12 protein-coding genes are annotated in these 15,663 nt (G+C 65.2%); 1 reads left to right on the top strand and 11 read right to left on the bottom strand.

Annotation, left to right across the window (positions count from 1 at the left end; all coding sequences use genetic code 11):
* Positions 1–2: 2 nt before the first annotated feature.
* The 7 genes from BJA_RS11890 to BJA_RS11860 form a co-directional block, all read right to left on the bottom strand.
* Positions 3–1,286, bottom strand: coding sequence for an acetyl-CoA C-acetyltransferase (locus BJA_RS11890; protein ID WP_011085214.1), 1,284 nt, complete (start codon positions 1,284–1,286; stop codon positions 3–5).
* The gene (locus BJA_RS11885) at positions 1,286–3,553 is read right to left on the bottom strand and encodes an acyl-CoA dehydrogenase (RefSeq protein WP_038967383.1); all 2,268 of its coding nucleotides are present in this window, start codon (positions 3,551–3,553) and stop codon (positions 1,286–1,288) included. Before BJA_RS11885 ends, BJA_RS11890 begins: the two co-directional genes overlap by 1 nt.
* A gap of 287 nt (positions 3,554–3,840) precedes the next feature.
* Entirely contained in the window at positions 3,841–4,464 is a 624-nt protein-coding gene (locus tag BJA_RS11880; RefSeq protein WP_028175067.1) for a flavin reductase family protein, read from the bottom strand.
* 120 nt (positions 4,465–4,584) lie between these two features.
* Positions 4,585–5,184, bottom strand: a complete 600-nt coding sequence (locus BJA_RS11875; RefSeq protein WP_011085211.1) for a TetR/AcrR family transcriptional regulator — start codon at positions 5,182–5,184, stop codon at positions 4,585–4,587.
* A 34-nt stretch (positions 5,185–5,218) separates the two neighbouring features.
* A complete protein-coding gene (locus BJA_RS11870; RefSeq protein WP_011085210.1) occupies positions 5,219–8,356 on the bottom strand; it encodes an efflux RND transporter permease subunit in 3,138 nt (1,045 codons plus the stop codon).
* 272 nt (positions 8,357–8,628) lie between these two features.
* Positions 8,629–9,735, bottom strand: a complete 1,107-nt coding sequence (locus BJA_RS11865; protein ID WP_011085209.1) for an efflux RND transporter periplasmic adaptor subunit — start codon at positions 9,733–9,735, stop codon at positions 8,629–8,631.
* Positions 9,736–10,031: 296 nt separating this feature from the next.
* Complete coding sequence (locus tag BJA_RS11860) at positions 10,032–11,363, bottom strand: MFS transporter (protein WP_011085208.1); 1,332 nt, start codon at positions 11,361–11,363, stop codon at positions 10,032–10,034.
* Positions 11,364–11,443: 80 nt separating this feature from the next.
* Here BJA_RS11860 and BJA_RS11855 point away from each other — a divergent pair, with 80 nt between their 5' ends.
* Complete coding sequence (locus BJA_RS11855; RefSeq protein ID WP_038967386.1) at positions 11,444–11,884, top strand: DUF2809 domain-containing protein; 441 nt, start codon at positions 11,444–11,446, stop codon at positions 11,882–11,884.
* Here the strand turns inward: BJA_RS11855 and BJA_RS11850 are convergent.
* The 4 genes from BJA_RS11850 to BJA_RS11835 form a co-directional block, all read right to left on the bottom strand.
* Positions 11,869–13,035 (bottom strand): winged helix-turn-helix domain-containing protein, encoded by a 1,167-nt coding sequence (locus tag BJA_RS11850; protein WP_011085206.1) that lies wholly within the window; start codon positions 13,033–13,035, stop codon positions 11,869–11,871. The two genes, BJA_RS11855 and BJA_RS11850, sit on opposite strands and share 16 nt — an antisense overlap.
* A gap of 115 nt (positions 13,036–13,150) precedes the next feature.
* Complete coding sequence (locus BJA_RS11845; protein ID WP_038967382.1) at positions 13,151–13,405, bottom strand: hypothetical protein; 255 nt, start codon at positions 13,403–13,405, stop codon at positions 13,151–13,153.
* 121 nt (positions 13,406–13,526) lie between these two features.
* On the bottom strand, positions 13,527–13,772 hold the full coding sequence (locus tag BJA_RS11840; RefSeq protein ID WP_028175072.1) for a hypothetical protein: 246 nt from the start codon (positions 13,770–13,772) through the stop codon (positions 13,527–13,529).
* A 255-nt stretch (positions 13,773–14,027) separates the two neighbouring features.
* On the bottom strand, positions 14,028–15,416 hold the full coding sequence (locus BJA_RS11835; protein WP_038967381.1) for a caspase family protein: 1,389 nt from the start codon (positions 15,414–15,416) through the stop codon (positions 14,028–14,030).
* Between the last annotated feature and the right edge of the window lie 247 nt (positions 15,417–15,663).

The following is a 15,663-nucleotide window of genomic DNA, read 5'->3' as shown; positions in this document are numbered from 1 at the left end:
GGTCACACCGCCTCGATCAGCATGGCGCCGCCGAGCCCGCCGCCGATGCATTCGGTGGCAACGCCGCGCCGGGTGCCGAGCCGCTTCATCGCGTTGACCAGATGCAGCACGATGCGGTTGCCGGAGGTGCCGACGGGATGGCCGAGTGAGATCGCGCCGCCGTCGACATTGAGCTTGTCACGGTCGATCTCACCGGCCGCGCCGTCGAGCCCCAAAATCTCGCGGCAGAACTTGTCGTCGTTCCAGGCGGCGAGGCAGCCGAGCACCTGAGTTGCGAAAGCTTCGTTCAGCTCCCAGGTCTCGACGTCCTTGATGGTGAGGTTGTTGCGCGCAAGCAGCGGCGTCGCCGACATCACGGGACCAAGCCCCATGATGCTGGGATCGAGCGCGGCCCAGTTGCTGTCGACGATGACGGCCTTCGGCGTCAGCTTGTGCTTTGCGACTGCCGCGTCGGATGCGAGGATCACCCAGGAGGCGCCATCGGTGATTTGCGAGGAATTGCCGGCGGTGACCTGGCCCCAGGGGCGCTCGAACACCGGCCTCAGCTTTGCGAGCGTCTCGGCCGTGGAGTCCGGCCGCACGCCGTCGTCATGGTCGAAGAACTTGCCGTCGCGGGAAAAGGCGGTCTCGACCTCGCCCTTCAGAAAACCCGCGCCCTGCGCATGTGCGAGCCGGCGATGGCTCTCGGCTGCGTAGGCGTCGGACTGTGCGCGCGTAATGCCGAAGAGATGGCCGACGACCTCGGCGGTCTGGCCCATGTTCAAGTCTGTGATGGGGTCGGTCAGGCCGCGCTCGAGGCCGATGATCGGCTTGAGATAGCGCGGCCGCAATTTGAAGGCGGCGGCCAGCTTCGCGGCTACGCCCTTCGCCGTGGCAAGACCGGCAAACCAGCGCACGCCGGAATTCGGCCACACCAGCGGCGCGTGGCTCAGCGCCTCGGTGCCGCCGGCCAGGATCATGTCGGCGTGGCCCTCGCGGATGTAGCGGTAGGCGGTGTCGATCGACTGCATGCCGGAGCCGCAATTGATCTGCACCGTGAAGGCGACCATGTCCTCGCCCATGCCGAGCCGAAGCGCCGCGACGCGAGCCGGGTTCATCTCGTCCGCGATCACGTTGACGCAGCCGAGGATGACCTGGTCGAAGCTTGTGGGCGAAAACGGCTGGCGCGCCAGGAGCGGCCGGCCGCATTGCACGGCGAGATCGACCGGCGTGAACGGCCCCGGCCCCGAGCGCGCCTTCAGGAACGGCGTCCGGCTGCCGTCGACGATGAATACCGGTCGTGCCATCAGCTCGCCGCCCTCTGTTCACCGAGTTCCTGGAAGAACTGATGCACATCTCCGGTTTTCTTGTAAATCGGCGACAGCGCCTCCGGCGCAAAATCGTCGACCTCGATCACCTTCGCGACGGCTTCGCGGGTTGCGGCGAGCTGCTCGCCCTCGGCCTGCGTGATCACACCCTTGGCGACCGCCTCCTTCCAGTCGCTGATGTGCGCGGCGCGCATGCGCTTGGCGATCGCATCGGTGCCCGCGACCAGCTTGAAGGCGCGCTCCAGCCGGGCAAAGCCGCCGTCATCGTCGACATAAGCGAGGTCGGCCGTCAGGCGGTCACGTACCGCCGACGGCTCCAGCACGAGGCTCGCGCATTGATGCACGACCCGGTCGGACGGGCCGAGCACACGGGCGCCAAAAGGCTGAACCACGAGCTTGAGGAATCCCGCGACGAAGCGGTTCGGCAGATTGGCGAGGATTTCGGCGAGCCGATTTTCAATGGTCTTGAAGCCGGTCGCCATGCACCATTCCAGCGCGGCAAAGTCCTCCGTCTGCCGGCCCTCGTCCTGCCAGCGTTTCAGCGCGGCCGAGAGCAGATACAGCTCGGACAGAATGTCGCCGAAGCGCGCCGACAGCATCTCCTTGCGCTTGAGCGCGCCGCCGAGCGTGAGCAGCGCCATGTCGGCACAGAGCGCAAACGCCGCCGAATAGCGCGAGAGCTGGCGATAGAATGGCGTGGCGTCGCCCGCATCCGGCGCCGACGCGAACGCGCCGAAGGTCCAGCTCCGGCCGAAGGCACGAAAGAGTGTCTGAAAGCTGTGGCCGACATGCTTCCAGAACGCGGTGTCGAATGCCGTCAAACCGCGTTCTCGGTCGGTGTCGGCGAGCGCGTTCATCTCGTCGAGCAGATAGGGATGGGCGCGGATCGCGCCCTGCCCGAACACGATGAGATTGCGGGTGAGGATATTGGCGCCCTCGACCGTGATGCCGACCGGAACGGCGCGGTGGAGATTGCCGAGATAGTTTTGCGGACCTTCGATCACGGCCTTGCCGCCGTGGATATCCATGGCGTCGTCGACGGCGGTACGCATCCGCTCGGTCGCGTGCAGCTTCATGATGCCGGAGATGACGGCGGGATGGACGCCGGCATTGAGCGCCGCGCAGGTCAGCCGCCGTGCCGCGTCGAGCTGATAGGCGGTGGCGACGATACGCGCGAGCGGCTCCTCGACACCTTCGAACTTGGAGATGGAGATGCCGAACTGCTCGCGGATGCGGGCGTAGGCGCCGGTGGTGCGCGCGGCATACGCAGCGCCCGCGGCCGACAGCGACGGCAGCGAGATGCCGCGGCCGGCGGCAAGCGCCGTCATCAGCATCTTCCAGCCCTGCCCGAGGCGCTCCTTGCCGCCGATGACGTAATCGAGCGGAATGAAGACGTCGCGGCCCCGGTTCGGGCCGTTCTGGAAGACCTGCATCGACGGCAGGTGGCGGTGGCCGATCTCGACGCCGGGCAGATTGCTCGGGATCAGCGCCACGGTAATGCCGAGCTCTTCCTGCTGGCCCACGAGGTGGTCGGGGTCATAGGCCTTGAAGGCGAGTCCGAGCAGCGTCGCGACGGGGCCGAGCGTGATGTAGCGCTTGTGCCAGTTGAGCCTGAGGCCCACGACCTCGCGGCCTTCGAAGGTGCCCTTGCAGATGACGCCGCTGTCCACCATCGAGGCGGCGTCGGAGCCGGCTTCCGGGCTGGTGAGGCCGAAGCAGGGAATGTCGCGGCCGTTGGCCAGCCGCGGCAGCCAGCGCGCCTGCTGCTCCTTGGTGCCGAAGCGCATCAGGAGCTCGCCGGGGCCGAGCGAGTTCGGCACCATCACCGTGACGGCGGCAGCGATCGAGCGGGTCGAGATCTTGCGCACGACTTCCGAATGGGCATAGGGCGAGAAGCCGAGGCCGCCGAACTCCTTCGGAATGATCATGCCGAAGAACTTTTCGCGCTTGACGAAATGCCAGACATCCGGCGGCAAATCGCGCCATTCCCAAAAGATCTTCCACTCGTCGAGCATGGCGCAGAGCTCATCGACCGGGCCGTTGAGGAAGGCCTGCTCCTCGTCGGTCAGGGTCGCCTGCGGGACCTTCAGCAGCTTCGCCCAATCGGGGTTGCCGGTGAACAGATCGGCGTCCCACCAGACGTCGCCGGCCTCCAGCGCCTCGCGCTCGGTTTCGGACATCGCCGGCAGCACGCCGCGCGCCCAGGAGAAGATCGGTTTTGTGATGGTGTCGCGGCGGAAGCTCATGGCGGACCTCATGGATCAGCGCGGGTGACCGACATTTTAGCGGAAAGTGGCTGGCGGAGGTGAACACTTCCCCTGCGAAATTGACGCGGCCGGGCGGCCGCCCCAGGGGCCATAACGGCCAGGCGTGGGGGCAGTTCCGGGAGGGATGGAGAGCCGCTTTTGCCACCGTCATTCCGGGGCACGCGTAGCGTGAACCCGGAATCCATAACCACGATCGGGAGTATGGATTCCGGGCTCGACGCTACGCGTCGCCCCGGAATGACGTGTGGAGAGAGCGGTGGCCGGACCTAATCCGGCCGGACCATCTCGAACATGTTTTCCGGCTTGATCTCGAAATAGTCGCCCCGGCGGCCGGCGCGGACGATTGGGCGGGCGGCGGCGGTCTGGTAGACGCCGTCCTTGATCATGGCCTTGTCGATATGGACCGCGACGACCTCGCCCAGCGTCAGCCAGGCATCGGCCTCCCTGCCGTCGGCGCCCTTGAGGCGGACGATGTCGGACACCTTGCACTCGAAGGCGACCGGGCTCTCAGCCACGCGCGGCACGTTGACGAGCTTGCCGGGCACGGCGGTGAGGCCGGCGACCTCGAACTCGTCGACCTCGGGGGCGACATGCGCGGCAGTCGCGTTCATGTGCCTGGCAAGATCCATGGTGGCGAGATTCCAGACGAACTCGCCGGTCTGCTTGATGTTCTCGACCGTGTCCTTCCAGTTGGTGGAGGAGAAGCCGATGATCGGCGGCACGTAAGCGAACGCGTTGAAGAAGCTGTAGGGCGCGAGGTTGACGTGGCCCCTGGTGTCGCGGGAGGAGATCCAGCCGATCGGCCGCGGCGCAATGATGGCGTTGAACGGATCGTGCTTGAGGCCGTGGCCCTTGGAGGGTTCGTAGAAGTAGAGGTCTTTGTCGGTCACGCGCTTGCTTCTCCGTTTTCCGTCATTCCGGGGCGGTCCGCAGGACCGAGCCCGGAATCTCGAGATTCCGGGTTCGATGCTTCGCATCGCCCCGGAATGACGGTCAACTCAAAACATTGATCAGTAACGCGGCGACAGACCCGCGATGACGAAATCGATCATCTGGTCGATGGTCGGGCCCGGCTTGGTGGCGCACTGGGCGATCATCTGGGGGTGGAAGAAGCGCATCATCGCCGTGGAGGCGCAGAGCGCGGCCAATTGCAGGTCCGGGGCCTCGAACTCGCCGGAGGCCGCGCCTTGCGCGATCATCTGGCCGATCACCCCGGCAATGCACTCCATATGGGCGACGCAGACGTCCCAGTCCTCCTGCATCGCGATCTCGACCATCTCATGCAGCTTGTTGTCGCCGACATAGCGCTCGGTGTTCATGCGATGGATGGTGGTGAGCAGCTCGCGGAAGCGCGGGAGCACCGGACCGGGCCTCGCCACGATCCGCTGCGCTTCGATCTCAACCTCGCCCATCAGCGAACGGGCCACCGCCTGGTGAATCGCCTTCTTCGATTCGAAGAAGCGATAGACATTGGCGGGGCTCATCCTGAGCTCCTTGGCGATGTCACCGACCGTGGTCTTCTGGTAGCCGATCTGGCGGAACAGCCGCTCGGCCACCTCGAGGATACGATCCCGGGTGTCGCCTTCGATATGTTCCGCAATCAGTGTCATCTGTCAGGACTCGTCAATCAGCACTTCTTCTCACTTATTCAGCCGCTTCAGCAAGCGGAATTGCGTGCGGGTCATCGCTCCCATGCTGCGGCGCGGCAGGCTGCTCGGGGGTGCCGGCCTCGTCCAGGCTCTTCCTGAACCACAGGGCATAGAGGCCCGGCAGGTACAGGAGTGTGAGGAAGGTCGCCACGAACAGGCCACCCATGATGGTGATCGCCATCGGGCCCCAGAACGCCGAGCGCGACAGCGGGATCATGGCGAGGATGGCGGCCAGCGCCGTCAGCACCACCGGACGGGCCCGGCGGACGGTCGCCTCCACGATCGCCTCCCGGCGCGTCAAGCCATGAGAAACGTCGGTCTCGATCTGGTCGACCAGGATGACCGCGTTGCGCATGATCATGCCGGCGAGCGCGATCAGGCCGAGCAGCGCCACGAAGCCGAACGGGGCGTTGGCGACGTTGAGGCCGAGGGATGCGCCGACGATGCCGAGCGGCGCGGTCAGGAACACCAGGATCAGGCGCGAGAAGCTCTGAAGCTGGATCATCAAGAGCGTCAGCATCACCATGACCATCACCGGGAAGAGGATGAAGATCGAGGCGTTGCCCTTGGCGGATTCCTCGAACGCACCGCCCGGCTCGATGCGGTAGGCCGGCTCGAGATGATCCTTGATCGCCTTCAGCTTCGGCGTGATCTGGTTGGTGACGTCGGGCGCCTGCACGCCGTCGACGACATCGGAGCGCACGGTGATCGCCATGTCGCGGTTGCGCCGCCACATGATCGGCTCCTCGTGGGAGTACTCGATCTTGGCAATCTGCTGCAGCGGCACGGCAACGCCATTGCGCGAGGTGATGGTGAGGTCGCCGACGCCGCCGAGGTCGAGGCGCTCGGACGGGACCGCACGGGCGACCACGCCGACCTTCTCGATGCCGTCGCGCACGGTCGTGACCTGCGAGCCCGAGATCAGCATTGCGAGCGCCTGCGACACGTCCTGCGGGGTCAGGCCCATGGCGCGGGCGCGGTCCTGGTCGACGACGAGCTTGAGGTAGGGCGACTGCTCGTTCCAGTCGAGCTGGACATCCTTGACGCTCTTGTTCTCGCGCATGACGTCGCGGACCTGGTAGGCGATCTCGCGCACCTTGTTGGCATCGGGACCGATCACGCGGAACTGCACGGGGAAGCCGACCGGCGGACCGAAGTTGAAGCGGTCGACGCGGACGCGCGCCTCGGACAGAAAACCTTCGGCAGCCGCATTTTCGATCTTGGCCTTGATGCGCTCGCGCGCCTCGACGCCCTTGGCGACGATGACGATCTCGGCGAAGGCCTCGTTCGGCAGCTGCGGGTTGAGGCCGAGCCAGAATCGGGGCGAGCCCTGGCCGACATAGGCGGTATAGGTCTCGATGTCCTGGTCGTCCTTGAGCAGCGTCTCGGCCTTCTTCACCGCCTTCTCGGTGACGTTGAAGGCCGTGCCTTCCGGCAGGCGCAGCTGGAGGAACAGCTCGGGCCGCTCCGACAGCGGGAAGAACTGCTGCTGGACATGACCGAAGCCGACGATCGAGGCGACGAAGACGCCGACGGTCGCGACCACCACCGTGATGCGGTGATTGACGCACCACTGCACGACGGCGCGCAGACCGCGATACATGCGGGTCTCATAGACCGCGTGCGGATCGTGGTTGTGGTGCACCTTGATGTTGGGCAGCAGCTTGACGCCGATATAGGGCGTGAAGATCACCGCCACGAACCAGGAGGCGACCAGCGAGATCGCCACGATCCAGAAGATGCTGCCGGCATATTCGCCGACCGCGGAATTGGCAAAGCCGATGGGGAGGAAGCCAGCGGCCGTGACCAGCGTTCCCGTGAGCATCGGAAACGCAGTGGATTCCCAGGCAAAGGATGCCGCCCGCATACGGTCCCAGCCCTGCTCCATCTTCACCACCATCATCTCGACCGCGATGATGGCGTCGTCGACGAGCAGGCCGAGCGCGATGATCAGAGCGCCGAGCGTGATGCGGTGCAGGTCGAGCGACATCGTGTTCATGACGATGAAGACGATGCCGAGCACCAGCGGCACGGAGAGCGCGACCACGATGCCGGTACGCCAGCCGAGCGCCAGGAACGAGACGAACAGCACGATGACGAGCGCCTCCATGAAGGAGTGCACGAACTCGCCGACGGCGTGCTCGACCACCTTGGGCTGGTCTGCGATGAGCTTGACATCGATGCCCTGCGGCACCGCCTTCATGAACTCGGCCGTGGCCTTCTCGACCTCCTTGCCGAGATCGAGGATGTTGGCGCCCTTGGCGGTGACGACGCCGATGCCGATCGCGGCCTTGCCTTCCTGGCGCACGACGAAGCTCGGCGGATCGACATAGCCGTGCGTGACGGTGGCGATATCCCCCAGGCGGAAGACGCGACCGTTGCTCTCGACCGGGGTCTCGGCCACGGCCTTGGCGCCGTCGAGCGCGCCGGTGACGCGCAGCGGCACGCGCTGCGAGGAGGTCTCGACCGTGCCGGCCGGGGTCACGTTGTTCTGCTTGGCAAGCGAGTCGAACAGCGCCTGCGGCGTGATGCCGAGGGTGGCGAGCTTGGCGTGGCTGAACTCGACGAAGATGCGCTCGTCCTGATTGCCGTAGACGTCGACCTTGGTCACGCCCGGCACCTTCAGGAGGCGCTGACGGAAGCCTTCGGACACCTTCTTGAGCTGGGCATAGTCGGCGCCGTCGCCGGTCATCATGTAGAGGATCGAATCGACGTCGGAGAACTCGTCGTTGACGACGGGTCCGAGGATGCCGGCGGGCAGCTGGCCCTGCACGTCAACAAGCTTCTTGCGCAGCAGATAGAAGAGGTACGGCACGTCCTTCGGCGGCGTCGAGTCGCGGAAGGTGACCTGGAGCGCGGTGAAGGCCGGCTTGGAATAGGTCTGCACCTTCTCGAAATAGGGCAGCTCCTGGATCTTCTTCTCGATGGGATCGGCGACCTGGGTCTGCATCTCCTGCGCGGTCGCGCCCGGCCAGATCACGGAGACGTTGACCACCTTCACCGTGAAGAACGGATCCTCGGCGCGGCCGAGCTTCTGATAGGAGAAGAAGCCGGCGACACCGAGCACGAGCATCAGGAACAGGACCAGCGTCGGATGGCTGACGGCCCAGGCCGAAAGGTTGAAGCGCTTCATCGCTCTCTCCGAAAAGACGATCCAGTTGCAAAAAAGACAGCCACTCAGTTCAACCCGTCGTCGCGAGGCAGCGAAGCAATCCAGGGGGCTGGGCAGGTTCTGGATCGCTTCGCCGCTTCAGCCCCAGCATTTGCGCTTGGGCCGAAACTCACCTCACACGACGAAACTCGACTTCTCTTGTCATTCCGGGATGGTCCGAAGGACCAGACCCGGAATCTCGAGATTCTCAGGTGCGCAATTGCGCACCATAGAGTTCGCCCTTCGGGGCGCCCCTAGAAAGACAGTGACGAGACGACCCGCACCCTCTGGCCCGGATCGAGCTTCTGCACGCCGAGAGCGACGATCCTGGCGCCCTCTTCGACACCGCTGGTGATGATGACGTCGTTGCTCTCGTAGGACTTCACCACCACCGGCTTCAGCGTCACCGCGCCGTTGTCGTCGACGACGTAGAAGGAGGGCTTGCCGCCTTCGTTGAACAGCGCCGACAGCGGCAGCCGCGCGACGCGCTCGGTGGCGGCGTCCGACAGCGTCAGCGTCGCGGTCATGCCGAGCGAAACCTTGTCGTCGGCCTCGGGCAGCGAGAACTTTGCGAGATAGGTGCGCGTGGCGGTATCCGCGGTGGGCGCGATCTCGCGCAGCTTGGCCGTATATTTCTTGCCCGGCTCCGACCAAAGAGTGACGCTGGCGGCGCCCGACTTGGCACGTCCGACCAGCGTCTCAGGGATCGCGACGACCGCTTCCTTCTCGGCAAAGCGGGCAACACGGATCGAAGCCTGGCCTGCGGCAACCACCTGGCCGGGCTCGATCAGCGTTGCGGTGACGACGCCACGGGCGTCGGCGTTGAGCGTCGCGTAGGAAAGGGAATTCTTGGTCAGCTCGACCGAGCGCTCGGCCCGGTTCAACCGTGCGCGGGCCTCATCGGCGGCGGCGCGGCTCGAATCCATCTGCGCGTCCGTGGTCCAGCCCTTGGCCTTCAGATCCTTGGCGCGCTGCTCGGCGGCGGCGGCCTGGGCCAGCACGCCGGTCGCCGCGGTCTGCTCGGCCACGGACTGCTCGGCCTGGAGCTTCAGGTCGACCTCGTCCAGGGTGGCGAGCGGCTGGCCGATCTCGACGGTCTGGCCGACCTCCACGAGGCGCTTGGCGACCTTGCCGGCGACACGGAAGCCGAGATCACTCTCGATCCGGGGCCTGACGGTGCCGACGAAGCTGCGCTCCGGCGTCTCTGCATCATAATGCGCGGTCGCGACCAGGACCGGCCGCGGAGGCTCGGCCTTCTCGGCGACGGTGTCATTGCACCCGGCCAGCGCAGCGGCCATCAGGGCCAGCGACACACCCGCCAAGAGCTTGGAATAGCTGGATAAAACAGACCGGACGAACATCGGAGGACACTCCTGCGACTGCAATGAGAGGAATGTCGACTAATCACTGATAAAAGTCAATAATCGTCAGTCATCAGGAAAGCGTGATCGTTAAGGGGCGGTGATCCCTGTCGCCCTGACGAAAGCCAGGGCCCATTACCCTGAACTCGGTTGCTGGAAGAGGCCGTCTCCCCGCGTGCCCCAAGAGGAGCCGCGGAGTATGGGCCCTGGCTTTCGCCAGGGCGACGTTGGAGGAGACAGCTCGCAGCCCGGATGGGGCGCAGCGCAATCCAGGCTACACAGTCGTGAGTGGCGCTCTACCGCCCCTGCCCGGCGAACTCGTGCTTGCTGTCGTGGCCGCCGACAAACACCAAAATGCCGGCGAGCAGGGGCAGCACCGCGAGCACCAGCAGTCCGGTCGAGGTCTGGCCGGTGGCTTCCTTGACCCAGCCGATCAAATACGGCCCGCCGAAGCCGGCGAGGTTGCCGATCGAGTTGATCAGGGCGATGCCGCCGGCCGCGGCCGTGCCGGAGAGCCAGGCGGTCGGCAGCGTCCAGAACACGCCGAAGCAGCAGAACACGCCGATCGCGGCCACCGTCAGCACCACCATCGTCAGGGTGGGGTCGGTGAGATAGGAGGAGACGCCGAGCGCGACCGCGGTGAGCAGCAGCGGCGCGCCGACATGCATCACGCGCTCGCGCGTCGCATCGGAATGCCGCGCCCACAGGATCATCGCGACGGTGCCGAACAAATACGGGATCGCGGTGACGAAGCCGGTTTGGGCATTGGTGAGACCGAACGCTTTCACGATCTGCGGCAGCCAGAACTGCATGCCGTAGAGCGCGCCGACGAAGCCGAAATAGATCAGGCTGAGCGCGATCACCTTCGGCGAGGACAGCGCTTCGCCGAGCGACAGATGCTTCACCGCCTGCTTGGCGGCGATTTCGGAATCGAGCTTCGCCTTGAGCCAGGCCTTCTGCTCGGCCGAGAGCCAATCCGCCTTCTCCGGCCTGTCGGTGAGGTAGAACCAGGTGACGATGCCGAGCAGCACCGAGGGGATGCCTTCGATGATGAAGAGCCACTGCCAGCCCTTCAGCCCCATCACGCCGTCGAGCCCGAGCAAGAGGCCCGAGACCGGCGCACCGATCACGGTCGACACCGGGACGGCGATGGCGAAGGCCGCGAGGAAGCGGGCACGATATTCGGCCGGATACCAATAGGTGAGATAGAGGATGATGCCGGGGAAGAACCCGGCTTCGGCGACGCCGAGCAGGAAGCGCAGGACGTAGAAGCTCGTCACGCCGCTGACCATCGCCATCAGCGCCGAGATGATGCCCCAGGTCACCATGATGCGGGCGATCCAGCGGCTGGCGCCGAACTTCTCCAGCGCCAGATTGCTCGGCACCTCGAAGATGAAATAGCCGATGAAGAAGATGCCGGCGCCCCAGGAGAAGATCAGCGGCGTGAATTTCAGCTCCGCGTTCATGGTCAGCGCGGCGAAGCCGAGATTGACGCGGTCGAGATAGGAGAAGAAGTAGGCCAGCACCAGGAACGGGATCAGGCGCCAGGAGATGGCGCGGATGGTCGAGGTCTCGATTTCCGTCTTGGCTGTGCCGGCGGAACCGGCATAGGTCGTGGTCTGGCTCATGGCTTCCCCCCGGGGTTGTTGCTTTTATGGGCTGATCCGGGGTTTTGAGCATCGCCGCGAAAGAGTCAATGGAGCAAGCAATGCATGGGGCGCAGCCGGTCAAACCCATAGCGCCGCTTCGGACATCCCTGGTCCGGGCCGGGCTGGCGCTGGTCGTGATCGCCTGCGGACTGTCCCTGCGCTGGTACGGCTTCCCGCTCGGCCTTCCCGCCTTCGTCGTGAAGTATGGCGGCTCGCTGTTGTGGGCCACGATGGTGTTCGTGCTGGTCGGGGTTTTGCTGCCAAGGCTGTCGCGGATGCAGCTTGCAGCCATCGCGGCGGCGATCGCGGTGGTCGTCGAATTTTCCCGGCTGGTGCACACGCCGTGGCTCGATGCGTTCCGGCTGACCACCGCCGGCGCGCTGCTGCTCGGACGCATGTTCTCGCTGTGGAATCTGGTCGCCTACGCAGCTGGGATTGCGTTCGGCGTCTGGATCGATCGGCTCGTTGAGAGGCGCAGCCTCGCTCAATCCGCCAGCTGAAACCGCTCGAAGCGATCGAGCTCTTCCTCGATCACACGCTTGAGCTCCTTGCGCCCCGCGGTCTTCCTCCCCTCCCCGACCCAGGTCCATTTCTGCATCAGGAGCTTCTTCGCCTGCCGGTCGGTCTTGAGATCGAGCGCGGCGACGATCTCGTCGCCGACCAGCACCGGAAGCGCGAAATAGCCGAGCTTGCGCTTGGCCTTCGGCACATAGGCCTCGAACAGATGGTTGTAGCCGAAAATGAGACTGGTGCGTTTGCGCTGGATGATCAGGGGATCGAACGGCGAGAGGATGTGGACGAGATCGGGCGATGGCCCCTCACCGCCGGCCTCCAGCACCGCGGGCGCCCCCCAATGCTCCTGCTTGCCGGCGCCGTCGATCGCGACAGGGACGAGCTCGCCGCGACGGACGCGCGCGGCGATCAGGCGCGCGACCGCCTTCTTGCTCGGCGCGTCGAGATGGCAGACCGAATCGAGACTCACCACGCCCTGCGACCGCAGCGCACGATCGAGCAGATAGGCCGTGATGTCCTTTGCCGATGCCGGCTTCGGCAGCTTGTCCCAGCCGAAATGGCGCGTCATCAGCTCGTAGGTCTTGAGCATGCCCTGGCGCTCGCTGATGGTCACGGCGCCGGTGTAGAAGGCAAGCTGCAACGCGCGCTTCGAGGGCTTGCGGCTCTGCCACAGATGCTCCTTCTCGGTGAGCACGTCGTCCTCGATGTCGCGGATCGTCAGCGGCGCGGCGCGCACCAGCCGCATCACCTTGCGCGTGTCGGCCGGCTTCACCGAGGCGAACCATTTGTGCCCTTCGCGCCGGTGCTCGCGCATCGCCGGCAGGAAGAAGCGGAAATCGTTCGAAGGGATGTAGGATAGCGCATGGGTCCAGTATTCGAACACGCTCCTGTCGACGCTCTGGGCCTGGCGCAGATCGGCGCGGCGGTAGGACGGAATGCGGCTGAACAGGATGTGGTGGTGGCAGCGCTCGATGACGTTGATGGTGTCGATCTGCACGTAGCCGAGATGAGCGGTCGCATCCGCAACGGCCTGCGCACCCTCGCCGAACGGGGTGCGCTCATCAAGCCGCTGGGCGTGCAGCCAGATCTGCCGGGCCTGTGTCGTGGTGAGTGGGATCGGTTTGGGCGCGCGTGACATTGCAGGAAGCAATGTAGCGGGATTCGCACCGGGAGAAAGCAGCGGACCAGGAGCAACAAAAGAAAATGCCGCGCTGCCATCTGCTGACAGCGCGGCCGTTCGGCATGAACGAGGCCTACTTCGCCATCATGGCCTTCTGCGACTTCATGTAATGCATGCAGCCGCTCTTCATTTTGCCGTTGCTCATGTCGGTGTTGGCCATGGCCATTTCCTTGTTGGCCGCCATCTTGGCCGGCGTGTCGGCGGTGCCCATCATCATGGCCGTCGATTTCATCATGTTCTCGCCGGTGCACGCCATCATGGCGGCGGAGGCGGGAGACAACGAAAGAGTGAACGCGACAAAAGCTGCGGTCGTGAGCAACATCTTCATGGAAAAGTCTCCTCCGTAAAACGAAACCGGCGTCATGCCGGCCTTCGCAATTACGTATTCTCTCGCGCGGACGTTTCGCGGCGAAGACAATTTTCTTGCTGCGCTGCGAAGACGAAGGGCCTCAACGGCCGTCTTTCGGCGCTCTGGGCCGATCGCTGAGGCTACCGGTGGCGATATCGGGCTCGCACGAGGCCTTGCCGCGCCCCTCCGCCTGGCAGCGGTAGACGTTGCCGGTGAGACGGTCGACCAGCCACATGTTCTCGTCGTTCGGCCCGTCGAGGCCGACATAGCGGGAGGTCAGGCCCGTGATCAGGGTCGACAGCAGGATCGCCACCGCGATCATCGCCGCGCCGATATAGATGGGCATGGAGCTCAGGGACACAGACCGATCCGGCGGGCCGCTGCGATAGGACTGATAATCACTCGGCCTCGGCACTGGATGGAACTCGGCTCCCCTTCGTCTGCGGTTGATGGCGAAGAACTCTGCTAGGCTTGCATCTGGCCGATTTCTTGTTCGCGAGCGGGCCCTGCGGAGACGGCTTTGCGGCCATCGGTGTGCAAGGGTTTCCAAAGCGGAAGCGGCCCGGGATCGAGCTGCCTTCACGCATCGCCGTTCGCCGAACTACCGCCGGAACAGGCCGCCCATCATGTGGCCGAACAAGCCGCCCGGCCCGCCCATGCCACCGCCACCGCCGTGAGCACGGCGGCCGCCACCACCGGACGCGCGGCGACGGGCGAGTTCGTCCTCGGACTCGTCGGAGGCGGTAACGCGGGCAGAGACGATCTCGGACTGCATCGCCTTGTGCTGAAGCTTGTTGAGATAGCCGGTCGTGGGATAGCCGCGCGCCGCCTGCCAGCGCTTGATCACGGTGCGAGTCTCCTCGTCGAACTTGCCGGTCGCCCTGACGTCGAAACCGAGGCCGGTGAGGCGGCGCTGCACGTCGCGGCGCTGGTTCTTGTCGAGACCGATCTGGTCTTCGGAGACCTGGTCGGCCGTATCCGTGAAGGTCGCGGGATCGACGCCGGCAGTGAGGTTGCGCGTCGTCGTCGAGGGGCCGTCCTGGAGCGCGGCAATGCGGGCGAGCGCCAGCGGCTTGAAGGTGCCGTTCGGATAGTTGGTGAGGTAGGCGTTGAGCTCCTCGACCTTGTTGGTGTCCTTGATCGAGCGCCAGAACTCGAGCTCGACCTCGCCGGCCTGCGCGACGACGGATGCCGACGCTGCGGCATCGGGCGCTGCCATGGCCGCCGGATTGAGATAGACCGTGCCGGTGAGATTGGTGTGGCCCCAAGGCAGCTGCGCCTTGTTGGTCTCGTCGTTGACCTGGGCCCGGACCCTGGTCATCGCTTGCTGGATCTCGATGCCGGGCTGGGCGATATTGGCGAGAAGCGCGCGGGTGAACGGGCTGTTGGTGCCGGCTTCGCCGTCGAGCGCGGTCTGGCCGGGGCCGGTTGCGAACGCGATCAGCGTGCCCTCGCCCGACTTCATCTCGGCAAGGCCGCTCGCGACATTGACCGACCGCGTCGCCCTGGCCGAGCGGATCTTTGCGGCGAAGGGATTGTCGCGGCAGGCATCGAGGAACACCAGCTTCACCTTGGCATCCGCCATGGTCTGCTCCAGCGTCAGATCGACGTTGATGGCAGCGCCCAGCTTGACGTCCATCTCGGATTTGAGGTCGGCGTCGACAGGCAGCAGGTAATTGGTGCCGTTCACAGCGATGCCGTGGCCGGCATAAAAGAAAAGCGCCACATCGGCGCCTTCGCTCTTCTTGCCGAACTCGAGCAGCTTCGCCGTCATGGCGTCGCGGCTGAGGTTGCTGCCCTCGACCACGTCGAAGCCGACATTGCGCAGCACCCGTGCCATCGACCTGGCGTCGATCGCGGGGTTTGGAAGCTGTGGGACATTCTTGTAGGCGGCGTTGCCGACCACGAAGGCAACGCGCTTGTCGGCGAACGCCGCGTTACCGCTGAAGACGAAGGCTGCGAAGGACACTGCCGCGATCAGGAAACGCATGGTCTTTCTCCAGAGATCAAGAACCACCGACGCCCCCAGTGTGATCTCTTCCACGGAAGAGAAATGTGATTTAGATCACGTTTGGGTCGTGAAGGATCGAACCGGCCTCAAAGAAGACGCGACGATAATTGCTGGCCTGCCGAGCCTGACCTTCCCTCCGGAAGGAAAGCAGCCCGGTCGCGCACTCCGAAACGGCGCAAAGTGCGCTAGGATGAGCCCGCAGGCTCCTGCAGCCACCGTGACCAGG

Origin of the sequence: Bradyrhizobium diazoefficiens USDA 110 (genome assembly GCF_000011365.1) — a bacterium.
In the GTDB taxonomy this organism is placed as follows: domain Bacteria; phylum Pseudomonadota; class Alphaproteobacteria; order Rhizobiales; family Xanthobacteraceae; genus Bradyrhizobium; species Bradyrhizobium diazoefficiens.
The sequence above is the reverse complement of the archived record's forward strand: the minus strand, read 5'-3'. Positions and strand labels throughout refer to the sequence as shown.

Excerpts from the sequence above, each read along its gene's own strand:
- BJA_RS11890 (WP_011085214.1), bottom strand. The coding sequence starts at position 1,286 with ATGGCACGACCGGTATTCATCGTCGACGGCAGCCGGACGCCGTTCCTG.
- BJA_RS11885 (WP_038967383.1), bottom strand. The coding sequence starts at position 3,553 with ATGAGCTTCCGCCGCGACACCATCACAAAACCGATCTTCTCCTGGGCG.
- BJA_RS11875 (WP_011085211.1), bottom strand. The coding sequence starts at position 5,184 with ATGACACTGATTGCGGAACATATCGAAGGCGACACCCGGGATCGTATC.
- BJA_RS11870 (WP_011085210.1), bottom strand. The coding sequence starts at position 8,356 with ATGAAGCGCTTCAACCTTTCGGCCTGGGCCGTCAGCCATCCGACGCTG.
- BJA_RS11865 (WP_011085209.1), bottom strand. The coding sequence starts at position 9,735 with ATGTTCGTCCGGTCTGTTTTATCCAGCTATTCCAAGCTCTTGGCGGGT.
- BJA_RS11860 (WP_011085208.1), bottom strand. The coding sequence starts at position 11,363 with ATGAGCCAGACCACGACCTATGCCGGTTCCGCCGGCACAGCCAAGACG.
- BJA_RS11855 (WP_038967386.1), top strand. The coding sequence starts at position 11,444 with ATGCATGGGGCGCAGCCGGTCAAACCCATAGCGCCGCTTCGGACATCC.
- BJA_RS11850 (WP_011085206.1), bottom strand. The coding sequence starts at position 13,035 with ATGTCACGCGCGCCCAAACCGATCCCACTCACCACGACACAGGCCCGG.
- BJA_RS11845 (WP_038967382.1), bottom strand. The coding sequence starts at position 13,405 with ATGAAGATGTTGCTCACGACCGCAGCTTTTGTCGCGTTCACTCTTTCG.
- BJA_RS11840 (WP_028175072.1), bottom strand. The coding sequence starts at position 13,772 with ATGCCCATCTATATCGGCGCGGCGATGATCGCGGTGGCGATCCTGCTG.
- BJA_RS11835 (WP_038967381.1), bottom strand. The coding sequence starts at position 15,416 with ATGCGTTTCCTGATCGCGGCAGTGTCCTTCGCAGCCTTCGTCTTCAGC.